Annotated in this window: 14 protein-coding genes; 12 read left to right on the forward strand and 2 right to left on the reverse strand. The window is 41.8% G+C overall.

Annotated elements, in window-relative coordinates; all coding sequences use genetic code 11:
* The first annotated feature begins 62 nt into the window (after nt 1-62).
* The gene (locus ACT3IB_RS03210) at nt 63-2,771 is read left to right on the forward strand and encodes a UPF0182 family membrane protein (RefSeq protein ID WP_491537581.1); all 2,709 of its coding nucleotides are present in this window, start codon (nt 63-65) and stop codon (nt 2,769-2,771) included.
* 33 nt (nt 2,772-2,804) lie between these two features.
* Here the strand turns inward: ACT3IB_RS03210 and ACT3IB_RS03215 are convergent, their stop codons facing one another.
* On the reverse strand, nt 2,805-5,276 hold the full coding sequence (locus ACT3IB_RS03215) for a PAS domain S-box protein (protein WP_491537582.1): 2,472 nt from the start codon (nt 5,274-5,276) through the stop codon (nt 2,805-2,807).
* Between the two features lie 208 nt (nt 5,277-5,484).
* Between ACT3IB_RS03215 and thrS the strand changes: the two genes are divergently transcribed.
* The 11 genes from thrS to ACT3IB_RS03270 all read left to right on the forward strand — a co-directional run bounded on the left by thrS (nt 5,485) and on the right by ACT3IB_RS03270 (nt 15,476).
* Nucleotides 5,485-7,431, forward strand: coding sequence for a threonine--tRNA ligase (thrS, locus tag ACT3IB_RS03220; protein ID WP_491537583.1), 1,947 nt, complete (start codon nt 5,485-5,487; stop codon nt 7,429-7,431).
* A gap of 41 nt (nt 7,432-7,472) precedes the next feature.
* Complete coding sequence (infC, locus tag ACT3IB_RS03225; protein ID WP_491537676.1) at nt 7,473-8,033, forward strand: translation initiation factor IF-3; 561 nt, start codon at nt 7,473-7,475, stop codon at nt 8,031-8,033.
* Between the two features lie 226 nt (nt 8,034-8,259).
* On the forward strand, nt 8,260-8,457 hold the full coding sequence (gene rpmI / locus ACT3IB_RS03230; RefSeq protein ID WP_491537584.1) for a 50S ribosomal protein L35: 198 nt from the start codon (nt 8,260-8,262) through the stop codon (nt 8,455-8,457).
* Between the two features lie 34 nt (nt 8,458-8,491).
* Nucleotides 8,492-8,839, forward strand: coding sequence for a 50S ribosomal protein L20 (rplT, locus tag ACT3IB_RS03235; RefSeq protein ID WP_342522742.1), 348 nt, complete (start codon nt 8,492-8,494; stop codon nt 8,837-8,839).
* A 192-nt stretch (nt 8,840-9,031) separates the two neighbouring features.
* On the forward strand, nt 9,032-10,042 hold the full coding sequence (gene pheS / locus ACT3IB_RS03240; protein ID WP_491537585.1) for a phenylalanine--tRNA ligase subunit alpha: 1,011 nt from the start codon (nt 9,032-9,034) through the stop codon (nt 10,040-10,042).
* Nucleotides 10,043-10,148: 106 nt separating this feature from the next.
* Nucleotides 10,149-12,557, forward strand: coding sequence for a phenylalanine--tRNA ligase subunit beta (gene pheT, locus ACT3IB_RS03245; RefSeq protein ID WP_491537586.1), 2,409 nt, complete (start codon nt 10,149-10,151; stop codon nt 12,555-12,557).
* 9 nt (nt 12,558-12,566) lie between these two features.
* The gene (locus ACT3IB_RS03250) at nt 12,567-12,824 is read left to right on the forward strand and encodes a hypothetical protein (RefSeq protein ID WP_491537587.1); all 258 of its coding nucleotides are present in this window, start codon (nt 12,567-12,569) and stop codon (nt 12,822-12,824) included.
* Nucleotides 12,821-13,114 carry a cell division protein ZapA gene (locus tag ACT3IB_RS03255; RefSeq protein WP_491537588.1) on the forward strand — a complete coding sequence of 98 codons (294 nt, stop codon included), beginning with the start codon at nt 12,821-12,823 and terminating at the stop codon, nt 13,112-13,114. Before ACT3IB_RS03250 ends, ACT3IB_RS03255 begins: the two co-directional genes overlap by 4 nt.
* 88 nt (nt 13,115-13,202) lie before the next feature.
* Nucleotides 13,203-14,024 (forward strand): TIGR00282 family metallophosphoesterase, encoded by an 822-nt coding sequence (locus ACT3IB_RS03260; RefSeq protein WP_491537589.1) that lies wholly within the window; start codon nt 13,203-13,205, stop codon nt 14,022-14,024.
* 9 nt (nt 14,025-14,033) lie between these two features.
* Nucleotides 14,034-14,717, forward strand: a complete 684-nt coding sequence (locus ACT3IB_RS03265; protein ID WP_491537590.1) for an ABC transporter ATP-binding protein — start codon at nt 14,034-14,036, stop codon at nt 14,715-14,717.
* A 69-nt stretch (nt 14,718-14,786) separates the two neighbouring features.
* On the forward strand, nt 14,787-15,476 hold the full coding sequence (locus tag ACT3IB_RS03270; RefSeq protein WP_491537591.1) for an outer membrane protein assembly factor BamD: 690 nt from the start codon (nt 14,787-14,789) through the stop codon (nt 15,474-15,476).
* A 124-nt stretch (nt 15,477-15,600) separates the two neighbouring features.
* Here ACT3IB_RS03270 and ACT3IB_RS03275 read toward each other — a convergent pair whose 3' ends face one another.
* Complete coding sequence (locus tag ACT3IB_RS03275; protein ID WP_491537592.1) at nt 15,601-16,377, reverse strand: carboxylesterase family protein; 777 nt, start codon at nt 16,375-16,377, stop codon at nt 15,601-15,603.
* Nucleotides 16,378-16,392: the final 15 nt, after the last annotated feature.

Raw genomic sequence — 16,392 nt, forward strand, 5'->3', positions numbered from 1 at the left:
TGCTATTTTATATCTGCTAAAATGAGCGGTGGCAAATCAAACCAGAGATTAATAGATACAACATGGATAAGTCGTTAGGATCATCAAAACTATTTCGGATTCTTATTCCCCTGCTACTTATAGTCGTACTGATTGGGGTATTTTCGGATTGGATTATCGAATGGATGTGGTTGGATAACCTAGGATACGATCAGGTCTTTTGGACCATTAAGATAACGCAAGCATTGCTCCTTATTACGGCGCTGGTAACAGCCCTTATTTACGTGCTCCCAAACATGGGCAAGTTGGGAAAGAAATTCAGCACCATGCATTTTGGACAGTCCCCATTGGCCCAGCTAAAACTGCACGAAATCGACCCAAAAAAAATTAAAACGGTATTCTATGGGGCAGGAGCAGCGATAAGTGTTTTCTTTTCGCTGGCGTTTTTCATGCGGTGGGATACCTATTTTCGGTTTCACTGGAGTGAAATGTTCGGCCAGGTCGATCCTGTCTTCGGTCATGATATCGGTTTTTACGTATTTCGACTCCCTTTCTTGGAGCTTATCCAAAACAGCTTAACGTCGCTGGTCTTTTTTATCACTGTGGGTATAATCATCCTGTATATCTATTCGGGGGCTCTTTCCCTGCAATCCATACGTAATTTAAGCGCTAGTAAAAATGTTAAGAAGCATATCTTTATCAATTTAGGAATCTGGTTTCTACTGCTTTCATGGGGCTATTATCTTGAGCGTTATAACCTGCTTTATAACTCGACCGGAGCAGTATATGGTGCCAGCTATGTAGATATCAATATTCAACTGCCGGTTATCTGGCTTCTTTGCGGACTCACCTTCCTTATGGGATTGTTCTCATTCTTTCAATTATACAAGGATCGATTTAAATGGATTGTCTATGCAGCTGCCGGTACCATTCTGATTGGCGTAATAGGTAATGGATTATTACCGGGCATGGTTCAGAAATTTATAGTACAACCAAGTGAGCTGCAACTTGAGGAGCCATATATCGAGAACAGTATAGAGCAAACTCGTAAGGCCTATGCCCTCGATGAAATGAAAACTCAGCCCTACAGCGCGCAACCATCTGAAGAGATGGGCTGGCCCACTATCGAACGTAATGAGGAAACCATTGAAAATATCCGGTTGTGGGATCCAAGGCTGTTGATACAAACCTATCGGCAGCTGCAGGAAATAAGACTTTATTACCAATTTTATAACGTAGATGTAGATCGCTACCACACCAATGAAGGATACCTCCAAATGATGGTTGCAGCACGTGAACTTTCGGAGGAAATGCCTGAGGGTTCAGACACCTGGGTAAATCGACGATTACAATACACTCACGGGTATGGATTGGTAATGAGTCCCGTGGCGCAAGAGGGCTCGCAAGGTGATCCCCGCCTTGCCATCAAAGATATACCACCGGTAAGTGATATAGGACTGGAGGTTGATCAACCTGCCATTTATTATGGAGAACATAACGACGACTACAAAATCGTCAATACCAATATCCGGGAGCTTGATTATCCCCAGGGAGACGAAAACGTCTATACAAACTATCAAGGTAGCAGTGGTGTGCCTATTGGCAATATTTTTAAACGCTTACTATTTGCATGGAACTTTGGGGATATCAACATTCTGTTGACCGATTACATCAAGGATGACAGCAAGATTATTTTCTGGAAACGTATTCAAGATCGAGTCAAGAAAATAGCCCCTTTTCTGCGGATGGAAGATGATCCCTATGTAGTTTTAAATGAAGGAAAGTTATACTGGATACAGGATGCCTATACCACATCGGCCAACTTCCCCTATTCCGAACCATTTAACAATTCGTTCAATTATATCCGAAATTCAGTTAAAGTGGTTGTAGATGCCTATAATGGGTCGGTAGAATTTTATGTTTCCGACGATAACGATCCCATATTAAATATGTATAAGGATATTTTCCCGAACATGTTTAAGCCTATTGATGATATGCCGGGAACGCTAAAACAGCATGTTCGATACCCAATCCATTATTTTAAAGTCCAATTAGATAAGTACAACAAATATCACATGACCGAACCACAGGTATTTTACAATAATGAAGACCTGTGGACCCGCCCAAATGAAAAATACGGGGGCCAATCCATCAAAATGGAACCCTATTATGTCCTTACGAAGCTTCCGGACCAGAAAGAACTGCAGTATTTATTGATTAGTCCGCTTACGCCAAACAATCGTGACAATATGATTGGATGGATGGCTGCAAATTCTGATTACCCCAACTATGGTGAAGTATCGGTTTATCAACTACCTAAAGACCGTCTTATTTTGGGACCGGCCCAGATTGAAGCACGTATCGATCAGGACACCGAAATATCACGTCAGCTGGCACTGTGGGATCAGCGTGGATCGCGCGTTATTCGAGGCAACTTGATGGTAATTCCGATTGAGGATTCATTCATCTACGTAGAACCGGTCTTTCTGATTGCTGAAGGTGTTGACATCCCCCAGCTGCAGCGTGTCATTGCTACGACGGGCGAAAAAATTGCCATGCAGCCAACACTCTGGCAATCTATCGAAGCACTCTATGGTAAACGTGACGAGCGAATTGCTACTGCAGAAGTTGATACAACCACGGCTCTCCCAGACCAACCTGAAAGAGAGATAACTAAAGATTATTCACAGTTGCAATCCCTTTGGAGTGAGGCTCAAGAAGCGCTGAAAGATGGCAACTGGGAAGAATTTGGCAGAAAGATGAAAGAAATTGAAAACCAAATTAATCAATAAATCAATAAAATTGTTGGGCTTGCTGCCCAAAGATTAATGCTCTAATGTGAAGTGTAGTGCAAATTTAGTTCCCGGATTTTTATTGCTGAATTCAGCCTCGGCATCTAACTGTTCGGAAAGTGTATGTATTAATTTAATGCCCAATGACTCCGGATTTTCAAGATCAATCTGATCCGGTATACCTCTTCCATCATCCATAATTGAGAGATAGATCTTATCCCCTCTCCTATTTAAGTTGATTTCTATTTTACCTTTTTCTCTCTCTGGATATGCATGCTTGAACGAATTGGTAATAATTTCATTCAAAATAAGTCCACACGGTATTGCCTGGGTTATTGCAAGGTTAACCGGATCAACATTCATCAAAACATCTATATCGGTTTTTGAAGTACCCATCGAAGACAAAATAACCTCAGTTAATTCTTGTAAATACTGTTCAAAACTGATCTCCGATAAGTTTTCATTTTGATAGAGCTTTTCGTGAATTAACGCGATTGAATTCACTCGCATTTGACTAATTTCAAGTACATCAGCAGCCTCTTCCGAGTTGGTATTAAATGCTTGCAGCTCAAGCAAACCGGTTATGACTGCCAAATTATTTTTTACGCGATGATGGATTTCCGCCAATAGCACTTCCTTCTCCTTCAAAGACTTTTTTATCTTCTCCTCAGCCTCCTTTCGGTCACTTATATCGACATAAATTCCAAAAATTGCGACCGTTTTATCATTGACTATAACCGGTACGCCATAAATCAGCACATCCACATAGCTTCCATCCTTGCATACTCTTTTACCCGAATGGAAAGCTGGTTCTCCTTCAAAAATCGTATTTGAGATTTCACGAGCTTCTTTTTTCTCGTGCTCGGGAACAATAAGCTGATCTATATTGAGACCCTTAATTTCTTCCGTTCCATAACCAAAAGTTTCACTAAAAGCACGGTTTACCTGCCTGATCTCCTGTCGTTTATCCAAAAGCGCAATAGAAATGGGAGAATTTTGGAAAAGTTGACGGAACATTTCTTCGTTTTTGCGCAGCTCTTCTTCCGCCTCATATCGTTCACTAATATCACGGGCTATCGTTATCACGGCATTTTCACCAAAATAACTTCCATTACTGATAACTACCTCCTGAGGAAATATCTCACCGTTTTTTCGTTTGCCCCACCATTCAAAACTTTGTGTTTTTCCCTCAAGAGCCTTCACGACATGGGTTTTCATTTTATCCATATCCACTTTACCGGGGGCAGCCAAGGCCTTCGGTTTCTTGCCTATAAAGTAGGATTGATCATACCCGTACATCGCTACAGCACCACTATTTACTTCAAGAAAACGACCTTTACTATCTTGTATATATACGGCATCACTTATCGAATCGAAAAGATTTTGGAACGTCTCTACGCTGGAGCGATACTTGCGAAATACCTCTTTATTCTTGGTGATATCAACCAGGGTGCCAACAATAGCCGGCTTACCTTGGTACATTGTCTTGGAGCCGTATAAACTTGCATCGATAACGCGCCCTCCGTTGGTAACTCCCCTAACCTCATATTCCTCTTCAGCTTCTGGATTTCCATTGATTCGATCTCTCATATTGTCAATAATCAATCCCCTGTCATCGGGATGAGCAAGATCCTGGGGTTGAAACTCATCAATAATTTCTTGCTGACTGTATCCAAAAATTTCTGCAAATCTCGGGTTAACATATTTGAATTGGTCAGCCTGTATAAGAAAAACTCCGACCAATGATTTCTCGGAAAGGGTTCGAAATAAATTCTGCGATTCTTTGCGCTCACTAATATCAGTAACAAGTGAATGTACCGAATGCAGATTCTCATTCTCATCATAAATTAAAGAGTTATGCCACTCACAAATGATGGTTTCACCACTTTTTGTTTGCGATTTTCCCTCCACCGAATAATGAGTCTTTCTGTTTGCTATTGCTTCTTGCAGATTTTTTCTTGCCTGATCAATCTCATCATCGGCAATTAGTTTCTCCAGGAAGTTATCCCACCCGATAACTTCCTCTTCGCGCCACCCGAAAAGCTCTTCGGCCTTTTCAGACCAATCTTTAATTTTTTTGTCGGCATCCCACTCTATCCTTGCTAACGGAAAGTTCGACTCGTGAGTAATAAATTTCGGAAACTCCACACGTCGAACTTTATTCTTATCTACCAAGTCACTAACATCATGAGCAATAGCTATTTTGGCCGGAATCCCCTCGTGGTAAAATGTATGGTAAGTAAACTGAATATAGAGCGTATCCCCTTCTTTCGTCTGTTGTACCCATATCTTATCTGCACTGTTATCTTTGTCCGTTGCTCCATCAATTAGCTCCACTCTCTTTTCTTTTTCTCCAAGGTCATATACATCCATTGAAAGAAATTCATCGCGCGAATACCCGTAACAATTTATTGCCGCCTTGTTGACGTCTAAGATTGCTAAGGATTTATGATCAAGAATAAATATAGGTTGGTCATCAAAAAATGAGGGGGAATCGCTTTCCATCGCCTAAATTCTATATGCTTTTATTTAGCTATACCATCCGTGCCGTGATTATTATCGGCGATAATGTATAATTCTAAACAAATAAATAAAACTATTATTTCGGATTTTAATTTACCAGAAATGTATCTGTGCCTGTTTTCTAATTTTTATATCTTTACAAGCATTGCTTACAAGCACTAACATCTTATAAACGTATATTTATCTATTAATGCCTGAACAGATTACCATTACATTTCCAGACGGAAGCAAAAAACAGTTCCCAAAGGGAACTACCGGACGTGAAGTTGCTGAATCAATTTCAAAGGGTTTAGCTCGTGAAGCCCTCAGTATTACACTTGATGATGAAATCATGGATTTGGATCGACCAATAAATCGTGACGGTACCATTACAATTAATACCTGGGACAGCGAGGATGGTAAATACACATTCTGGCACTCGTCTGCGCATGTTTTGGCCGAAGCAATTCAAGAGCTTTATCCAAATGCGAAATTTGCTATCGGTCCGCCTGTCGAGAATGGGTTTTATTATGACATCGACTTTGGAAATCAAATGGTGCGCGAAGATGATCTCGAGAAGATAGAAAACAAAATGATTGAATTGGCTCGTGAGAAAAACGAGTTTACTCGCAAACCAATTTCCAAAGAAGAGGCGCTCGACTTCTACAAAGATGTGGATAACGAATATAAGATTGAACTGATAGAGGATCTCGAAGACGACAATATTACTTTTTATGAACAGGGGAATTTTACGGATCTGTGCCGTGGCCCCCATATTCCGGATACCGGTCGCATTAAGGCAGTAAAACTAACCAGTCTGGCTGGAGCGTACTGGCGTGGAGATGAAAATAATGAACAGCTCACGCGAATTTACGGAATCTCCTTCCCCAAGCAGAAATTGCTTAACCAACATATTGAACAGGTTGAGGAAGCTAAGAAACGAGACCACAAAAAGTTGGGAAAAGAACTGGGCATTTATATGATCGATCCTATGGTTGGTCAGGGATTACCTGTTTGGCTGCCGAACGGCACCGTTTTGCGACGTACGCTTGAAGCATTTTTGCGAGAGGAGCAGAAAAAACGGGGCTACCAAGAAGTTATTACTCCACACATTGGGAATCTTGAATTGTACCGAACCTCAGGCCACTTCCCATATTATAGAGAGTCCCAATACAATCCCATTGAAATGGGAGAAGACGGCGAAGGGTATCTGCTAAAACCGATGAACTGTCCGCATCATCATCGCATATACTCGAACGAACTACGCAGTTATCGTGATCTTCCAATGCGATTGGCAGAGTTTGGCAGCGTTTATCGTTACGAACAATCCGGGGAACTAAATGGATTGTCGCGGGTTCGCGGTTTTACGCAAGATGATGCTCATATCTACTGTACACACGACCAGCTCAAGGATGAGATCATCAATGTAATTGAATTAACGGAACTCGTATTCGGTACTTTTGAAATGCCCGTGGATATCCGCCTCTCTTACCGTGATGACAATGAAGATAAATACGGAGGGGCTGAAGAGTTTTGGGATCGGGCCGAACGCGAAATTAAAGAGGTAGCCGATGAAATGGATCTGGACTATAAAGTTGCACGCGGAGAAGCGAGCTTCTATGGACCTAAAATTGATTTCATCATCCGCGATGCTATTGGCCGAAAATGGCAACTGGGCACAATACAGGTAGATTATGTAATGCCCGAACGCTTTGATTTAACGTATGTTGGATCTGATAACAATAAACACCGTCCGGTCATTATTCACCGCGCACCGTTTGGTTCCATGGAACGGTTTACCAGCATTCTAATTGAACACTTTGCCGGTGACTTTCCAGTCTGGCTTGCACCAAAGCAGGTTCAAATTATACCGGTTTCAGACGATTTTAATGAGTATGCTTTTGAGTGTGCATCCAAGTTAAAAGAAGAAGATGTCCGCGTTGAAGTTGACACGAGAAGTGAACCAATAGGCGGAAAAATTCGGGATGCTGAAACGAGCAAGATTCCATATATGTTAATAGTAGGTGGTGATGAAGAGTCAGATGGAACCGTATCGGTTCGTCGCCACAAAGAAGGGGATATTGGAACTTTTGATTTTTCTGAATTTCTTTCTAATCTCACTACAGAGATTAAAAACAAAGACGTTCCCAAACATTAGATTTTAAAACGAATAATCGTAATAAAAACAAGAGGTAACTTATCGCAAGAACTAGAAGACGACGACCACGGGGCAATGATGATCGTCCCAATGCCAATGAAGAAATCCGCGCATCAAAAGTACGGGTGGTACACCCCGAAGATGTCGAAAAGGAACATGAGATTGTACCCATCGATCGCGCATTAGAAATCGCAGAATCGTATGGGCTCGATCTTGTAGAAGTAGCTCCCAATGCCAAGCCACCGGTTTGCAAGGTGCTGGATTTCGGTAAGTACATGTACAAAAAGAAAAAGAAGGAAAAAGAAGCTAAAAAGAAGCAGCATACCGTTCAGGTAAAAGAGCTTCGATTCCGGCCCAACACCGATGACCATGACCTGGAGTTTAAAACGCGTCACGCACGGGAATTTCTTGAAGGTGGAGATAAGGTGAAAGCTACGGTACAATTCCGAGGCCGTGACATGCTTTACACCGAAAAAGGAGAAGAGTTACTTCAGGATTTGGCTGAAAAATTAGATGATGTTAGCGAAATTGAATCTAAGCCAAATATGGAAGGTCGCCGAATGATTATGATGTTGGCGCCTACCGGCAAGGGCGGTTCATAGGTGGCTTGTATGATCTGAGTTGCCAATAATTATATTCAGATACTATTCTTACCATCACCCTGTTGAAGAGCATCTTCAGCAGGGTGTTCATGTAAATAGCATGCGTTTATGATTGAGTTATTCAATGCAGATTATTTTGAGAATAACTTTCGATTAAGAGTTTAATCTGTACCCTTAATTGCTTATCTTCCAAGCCATAATTCCAAAAAATTAAAGGTATTTCGTTATGCCAAAGATGAAATCACATAGTGGGGCTAAAAAGCGCTTTAAGAAAACCGGTTCCGGTAAGTATATGCGCAAAAAAGCCGGAAAGGCTCATATCCTCACGAAAAAAACAAGTAGAAAGAAGCGTAAACTCGGCAAGGTTACTGAGGTTGATGAAACCCAGAAAAAAAATGTCGAGCAAATGCTTCCATATAGTTAATCATTCAAATACTAACTCTTAAACATTAGACAAAATGCCACGATCAAGAAATAAGGTGGCTTCCCGTCGCCGTCGCCGCAAGATTTTAAAACAGGCGAAAGGTTACTGGGGCAAGCGAAAGAATGTTTATAAGTTTGCGAAGAACACGGTCGAAAAAGGGATGCTGTATCAGTATCGCGATCGTAAAGTTCGCAAACGTGAATTCAGAAAGCTCTGGATTACACGCATTAATGCTGCTGCCCGTCAAAATGGTACTACCTACTCGCGACTGATGGGAGCCTTAGGACAAAAAGATATTCAGATCAATCGCAAGGTCTTGGCTGATCTTGCCGTCAATGATCCGGAGACATTCACCGCTATTGTTGAAGAAGCTCAAAGCTAATAGCGTGTCAAGATCTAAAAAACCGGTCCCCTCGTATCTTCGGGAGGATCGGTTTTTTTATTTCTATTGAAGGGTTCCTACTAATTAAATAGATTCAACATATTCTAACGCAATGCGTCATACGCCCTATTTTCGCGAAAAACGTATTGCGTACTTCATGTATAGCTGAAATCATTTTCGACAGATATTTTTATGCTCGACGATATAAAACAATTAAAGCAAGAAGTTACCGACTACAGCATAACAAACGAAGAAGAGCTTGAAGAATTCCGACTGGAATTTCTCTCCCGGAATGGCAAAGTACAATCGATGTTTTCGCGGATGAGCGAAGTCCCGAATGAAAAGAAGGCCGAAGTGGGCCGGGCCATGAATGAGGTAAAAAATCTTGCTGAACAAACTTTTGAAAAAGCCGAAAAACGATTGGAGCGAGAAGAAGCGGCCGATCTAAAAGCAACTGATGATATTACCCTTCCGGCTCCGCCCTATTCATCAGGTTCTTACCATCCACTTACTCAAACGATGGAAGAGATGAAGAATATTTTCTATCGGCTCGGATTTTCGATAGCCGACGGCCCAGAAATTGAGGATGATTTTCACAACTTTACAGCATTGAACTTTCCTCCGAACCACCCTGCACGTGATGAGCAGGATACTTTTTTTATTGAAAAAAATGAGAACGGACAAGACTTGGTATTGCGCACACATACTTCTCCTGTTCAGATTCGACTAATGCAGGAGCACCCCCCTCCAATCCGTGCCATTATGCCGGGACGTGTATATCGTAATGAGGCCGTTTCGCCAAAATCCTACTTCCTCTTCCACCAGGTTGAGGCTCTCTATATTGATACTGATGTAAGCATTGCTGAACTCAAAGAAACGTTGATAAGCTTTGCTAAACTAATGTTTGGCTCTGATGTAAAATATCGAATTCGTCCGGGGTATTTCCCTTTTACAGAACCCAGTCTGGAAATGGATATCTGGTGGGAAACCAATGATCCTAACGACGAAGGAAAATGGCTTGAAATTCTTGGATCCGGGATGGTCGATCCGAACGTATTGCAAGCCGTAGATATTGATCCGGAAGAATATACCGGATTTGCCTGGGGCATGGGCGTTGAACGTATTGCCATGCTTCGTCATCAAATTGATGATATTCGCATATTTTATAACAACGACGTCCGATTTTTAGAACAATTTCATTAAATAAATACAACACAGTTGTCATCTCGACCGCAGGGAGAGATCTTATCCAACGTAAAGATATCTCGCTACCGCTCGATATGACATTCGTCAAATTATTTGTAGCTACATGAAGATTTCTTACAACTGGCTCAACGAATTTATTGATCTTGACCTCTCTCCTGAAGAAACAGCCGAAAAGCTTACGCTTATTGGCTTAGAGGTAGAAGAAGTAACACAGTTTGGAAGTAAGCTTGATGGGGTCGTCATAGGGGAAGTACTCGACGTTAGCGCCCATCCCAACGCCGATCGCTTGCGTATCTGTCAGGTTAATATTGGATCAGAACAGAATCAAATCATCTGCGGGGCCGATAATGTAGCTGCCGGACAAAAGGTACCGGTTGCCACGGTTGGCACTACCCTTCCGGTTGAAACAGATGACGGAGAACCATTCACTATCCGAAAAGCAAAGCTACGCGGAGAAAAGTCCAACGGGATGATCTGTGCGGAGGATGAGCTTGGGCTTGGGGATGATCACAGCGGCATTATGGTACTTGATGAAAGCCTTATCCCCGGCACTCCGCTGCATGAGGCAATTGACTTATATCAGGATTTTATTATTGATATTGAGCTTACTCCGAATCGTCCCGATGCCAGCTGTCATTTGGGAGTTGCCCGTGACTTAGCGGCGGCACTGAATCTGGAACTCAAAAGACCCTTTGATACTGATTTTGAAGAGGCCAACCCACTGAATGATTTTGATATAACGATTGTATCACCTGAAAAATGTCATCGCTATGTTGGAAAATTAGTTAAAAATGTAACCGTCAAGGAATCCCCCGATTGGCTGCAGAATCGACTTAAAACCATTGGTGTTCGCCCCATAAACAATATCGTTGATATCACAAATTATGTGATGTTTGAACTAGGACAACCTCTCCACGGTTTTGACGCGAACACAATCAAGGACAATAAGATTATCATTAAGGATTTTGATGAAGAAATAGAATTTGAAACACTGGATCATGTAAACCGAACCTGCTCAGCCGGAACGCTTTTTATTTGTGACGGAGAAGAGCCGGTGGCCATGGCAGGTATCATGGGCGGCGTAGACTCAGAAGTCAGCGAAAACACAACAAATGTTCTCATCGAGAGCGCCTATTTTGATCCCGCTACTATCCGGAAGACGGCCAAAGAACAGGTACTACAGTCAGATGCCTCCTATCGCTTTGAGCGAGGCGTAGATCCTCAGTTACAGCGTATTGCGGCTGAACGAGCAGCCGAACTAATGGTCGACACTGCAGGAGGTACCGTTGTTGATGCTTGCACAGACGTGCATCCCATAAAAACTGAAGCCAAAGAACTTCCCCTTCGTAAATCATACGTCAATCGTCTTTTGGGTACAGATTTTAGCACAGATAAAATTGAAGAGATACTGCAGGGACTTGAGTTTGAACTGATAGACAAAAATGAAAGCGCCCTAACCTATTCGATCCCCACATTCCGACCCGACTTAGAACGTGAGGTGGATCTAATCGAAGAAGTCGGACGTCTGTTTGATTACAACAACATTCCCACGCCCAAACACGGGAAGTTTACATCACCCGAACCACTAACCGATTGGGAACAGCTGTTGAGTAAAGCCAAGGAAACAGCTAAAGGAATGCAGTTTCGGGAAATTTATTCTAACTCACTGATGCCTGAAGAAGATGCCAGGTTGCTCGGAGATCTGGAAAACATGATTCACACCCTTAATCCCATATCTGCGGATATGACCACCCTGCGACCTTCCCTGCTGTACGGTTTTTTGACATCAGTAGCTTATAACTTCAATCGCAAAGTTCGACAGGTTCGTTTTTTTGAAGTGGGGAATGTTTTTGAAAAGGCTAATGAAGGAACGTATCATTCGAATATTAAGGAGCAAACTAATATCCTGTTTGGTCTGGCCGGATTTAAAACCATTGAACACTGGAAAACCGATCCAAAACACTATGATGTTTTTGATCTCAAAGCTCCGGTAGAGAACTTTTTACAACAGTTTGACCTTCTAGATGCTTTAACCCAAAAGGCCGATGATCAGAACAAATTGCTTTATACTTTTGAGGATTCAGAAATAGGACAAATCTTTGAAATACCCAAAGCGTTACGAGAAAATTACGATATTGAGCTACCAGCATTTGCTGCTGAACTTTCGCTTACAAAAATCCAAGAAGTACATCAGCAGATAAGCATCAAGCAATACCAGGAAGTATCAAAATTCCCGGCTTTTGATTTTGATTTTGGCGTTGTTGTTGATTCCCACGTCAAAGCCGGTGACCTGCTGGAAACTATTGAGAATACAGCCGGAGATTCACTTAAAGAACTGGATGTTTTTGACGTTTTCGAGGGAGAATCACTTGGAGAAAACAAAAAAAGTATTGCGTTCAGACTTTCTTTCCTTGATAAAGAAAAGACATTGACTATCAAGGATGTAGAACCTATAATTAATAAAGTTCTAAAGGTTCTTGAAAAGCAGTATTCAGCAAAACTTCGACAATAATTCCGAATTGTGTTATCAAACGAAAGTCCATATCAGGAGCAGTTCCACGAGTTACTTGACGAAATTCGTGAGGAGGTTCAGTCTCTGAATGATGAAATCAAGGACCTTAAAAAAGAGAACAGCGATCTGCGTTCTAAATTGAAAGAAATTCAGGATGGACAGACCGATATCTACTCTGCTATCTCGGAATCGGAGCGGCTTTCCCTGCGTCACCAAGTATTAGGCTTAATATCGAAAATTGATAATCATCTGGAGGACAATCAATGAAATCGATAAAAATAACGATACTTGGCAAGCAATACCCGCTTAAGGTTGAAGAATCTGAAGAAGAGGCAATGAAACGTATTGCCGGATACGTTGACGATAAATTTCGTCAATATAAAAAGGAGCTCAACAAACAGCCTGATACTACAATTATGACCCTTGCTGCCCTCAGCATCGCTGAAGAACTTTTTGAAGAACGAAAAAGAAACCGGGAGCTCAACCAGCAAGAGGATAAAACACTGAAAAATGTCAATAAGTCTCTTGAAAATTTTATTGAAGAGATACGCCAATAGTCTCTCAATTCAATTCTGATAAGGCCATTATTTTCCTTACTTTTACAGCTTCATTTTAGAAGCTATTTCTGTTTTAATTATCAACAGCATGTCGAAAGATCTGATTAATATACTTTTTGTTGGTGATATTGTAGGTGAGCCGGGGCTGAGTTTACTCGAGACGGTACTACCCGGATTTATTGATAAGTATGACGCTGACTTTGTTATCGCCAATGGTGAAAATTCGCACGAAGGAAAAGGCATTAACAGATCTATCATTAAGCGTCTATACGATCTGGGCGTTCATGTCATCACAGGTGGGAACCACTCTTTTGCCAAGTGGAAAGTTTTTGATTACATGAAAGAGGACGGTAATATTTTGCGCCCCATGAATTATCCCAAAGGAAATCCCGGCTATGGTTTTGGGGTCTATGATATTCCCAATTTCGACCATAAAATTGGCGTACTTAATCTGCAGGGCCGTACTTTTTTGCCGGATATTGACTGCCCATTTAATACAGCAGATTGGGTTATCGAGCGGATGAACCAAGAAACTGATATCGTTTTTATAGACTTCCATGCCGAAGCCACTGCTGAAAAACTGGCTTTGGCCTGGCACCTCGATGGTGATGTTTCGGTAATGGTGGGCACACACACTCATGTTCCTACCAACGATGCACGAATATTTCCGAAGGGAACGGGATATATCAGTGATGTGGGGATGACCGGCTCGTTTGACTCGGTTTTGGGTATGGACAAGAATGTATCTATGAATCGTTTTAAATTGGCTACACCTCATCGCTATCGGTTAGCTAATGGCAATAATCACCTTTGTGCCCTTCTTGCGAAAGTAGACACCGACACAGCCAAATGCGAATACATTGAGCCTATTGTTTACCCCGGATTTAACAGAAGCAACCTTGAAGAGTAATATTTTCCAATGTCGATTATTTTAGAAGGAAAAAATATTACCAAGCAGTACGAGACGGAGTCCGGTAATGGTACGTTAACCGTCTTGGATAATACCTCCATAGGTATTGAAAAGGGATCTATTTCAACTGTAATTGGCGTCAGCGGTAGCGGAAAAAGCACACTGCTTCATACCCTCGGAGGACTTGATAAACCCAATGCCGGCACCGTACTATGGGAAGAGAAATCTATTTATGATTTGGATCGAGAATCGCTGGCTAGTTTTAGAAATAACAAGTTAGGGTTTGTATTCCAATTTCATCATTTGTTACCCGAGTTCACTGCGCTTGAGAATATTATGATGCCTGCCCTTATCAGAGGGGAAACCCCCGAAAAAGCCGGACAGAGAGCTCGCTTCCTGTTAAGCGAGTTCGGCATCCCCGATCGGGCCGAACACCGCCCTACACAACTATCAGGGGGCGAGCAACAACGTGTGGCAATGGCCCGTGCTCTAATGAATAGCCCTGACTTAATCCTTGCTGATGAACCAACCGGTAATCTTGATGAGGACAACACCTCTGTGATTTTGGATTATCTCTTTAATCTGCGGGAAATTGAGGATGTCAGTATTCTCCTCATTACCCATGAAAAAGAAATCGCCAACAGATCTGATACCATTTATCAACTTTCTAAAGGCAAGCTAGAGATCCTTTAAATTTTACTATCAAAGAAAACAATCATATTTTCAGCTACTTCTGAAATCAACCGACAACAAGTTTAAACCATGAGTAAGAAACAAGTAAAAGAAGAATTAGAACAAGACGTACTCCTTGAAACTTTTTCAAAGGCCCAGAGTTTTTATGATCAAAATAAAAACACTGTCATTGGCACAGCTATAGCACTCATTATTCTTATTGGAGGCTCCTTGGGATATTATTACTACGCTGAAGCTCAAGAAAGTGAAGCACAAGAACTGATGGGATATGCTACACAAGCATACCTGCAAGGCAACTACGAAAAAGCCCTGACAGGCTCTGATACCGATTTCACAGTAGGGTTTGAACAGATCATCAATAACTACGGCATGACGGATGCCGCAAATCTTGCTCGCTATTATGCCGCTGTGAGTACTTATAAACTTGGTAATCCAAAGGAAGCTTTACAGTATATAGAAAATTATGAAGTGCCTGAAGGTATTATGGGAGTGGGTCCTCTCTCCTTCCATGCCGTTATTCATACCGAGCTGGGGAATCATGCTGAAGCCGCTGCACTGTATGTAAAAGCAGCAGAATGGGATGTCAATGATTCTACCACTCCTTATAATTACCTCGAAGCCGCAAATGCTTACCAAGATGCGGGAAGTACTGAAAAAGCCCAGCAATATGCTCAAAAAATTATAAATGAATATAGCAACAGCGACCAGGTAACAGAAGCAGAACGATTACTGGGTATGCTCGCAGCTACTGAAAAGTAGAATGTAATTCTTTGTTTTATTTAAAAAGCCCGAACTTTTATTATCAGGTTCGGGCTTTTTTATGTGCTTCAACAAATTCGAGAGATCTTTTATATGGTATTTAAACTATTAATCACCCGTCGAGTCATCGTTCTTTACTAAACATCCATTCATAAAGATGTGGGTTTCGATACGCTTGAACCCACGCTCCGATATGGTCCTCATCCGGATACTCTGTAAAGCCGGGTTCTCCACCGGCAATTCGTATAGCTTCGACCATAGAACGGGAAAACGCAGGGTGAACAACTTCATCCAGCGTCCCGTGGAAAACCCATAAAGGAATATCAGTAAGCATAAAAGCTCGGGTCAAATCTCCTCCACCGCAAATTGGAATGGCAGCAGCAAATTTATTGGGAAAACGCTGTATCAGATCGAACGTACCAAATCCTCCCATCGAAAGACCAGTCACATACAGACGATCAGAATCCACGGAGTACTTCTCCTGAAGCTCTTTCAGCAATGCAATCGTCATTCTCATTGGTGGACTCGGTTCTTCCGCCATAGGCTGAGTAAAAGAACTTGTGTCTCGAACAGAGCTTAATGTAGACCAATACTGTTCTTTTGGGACTTGTGGAGCAACAACAAAAGCGGGATATCGTTCTCTAAATTTGGGTTCTGCAAAATGTGATACCCCCCACTTTAATTGGCTATAGTTATCATTCCCTCGTTCTCCGGCCCCATGCAAAAATAAAACGAGCGGATAATTCTTGGTACTATCATAGTCAACAGGCTTTAAAAGCCGATATTTCAGTTCATTCCCAGTACTGTCTGCATATATTTTTGCCTCAAAATCAGTTATTTGAGCTTGTACAATGCCGAAAGACAGAAATAGTAATCCTGTAAAAATGCATATTTTCTTCATTTTGACCGATTGATA

This window comes from Fodinibius sp. GM21, assembly GCF_058386955.1.

Coding starts and splice junctions, on each gene's coding strand:
- ACT3IB_RS03210 (WP_491537581.1), top strand. CDS start 63: ATGGATAAGTCGTTAGGATCATCAAAACTATTTCGGATTCTTATTCCC.
- ACT3IB_RS03215 (WP_491537582.1), bottom strand. CDS start 5,276: ATGGAAAGCGATTCCCCCTCATTTTTTGATGACCAACCTATATTTATT.
- thrS (WP_491537583.1), top strand. CDS start 5,485: ATGCCTGAACAGATTACCATTACATTTCCAGACGGAAGCAAAAAACAG.
- rpmI (WP_491537584.1), top strand. CDS start 8,260: ATGCCAAAGATGAAATCACATAGTGGGGCTAAAAAGCGCTTTAAGAAA.
- rplT (WP_342522742.1), top strand. CDS start 8,492: ATGCCACGATCAAGAAATAAGGTGGCTTCCCGTCGCCGTCGCCGCAAG.
- pheS (WP_491537585.1), top strand. CDS start 9,032: ATGCTCGACGATATAAAACAATTAAAGCAAGAAGTTACCGACTACAGC.
- pheT (WP_491537586.1), top strand. CDS start 10,149: ATGAAGATTTCTTACAACTGGCTCAACGAATTTATTGATCTTGACCTC.
- ACT3IB_RS03255 (WP_491537588.1), top strand. CDS start 12,821: ATGAAATCGATAAAAATAACGATACTTGGCAAGCAATACCCGCTTAAG.
- ACT3IB_RS03260 (WP_491537589.1), top strand. CDS start 13,203: ATGTCGAAAGATCTGATTAATATACTTTTTGTTGGTGATATTGTAGGT.
- ACT3IB_RS03265 (WP_491537590.1), top strand. CDS start 14,034: ATGTCGATTATTTTAGAAGGAAAAAATATTACCAAGCAGTACGAGACG.
- ACT3IB_RS03270 (WP_491537591.1), top strand. CDS start 14,787: ATGAGTAAGAAACAAGTAAAAGAAGAATTAGAACAAGACGTACTCCTT.
- ACT3IB_RS03275 (WP_491537592.1), bottom strand. CDS start 16,377: ATGAAGAAAATATGCATTTTTACAGGATTACTATTTCTGTCTTTCGGC.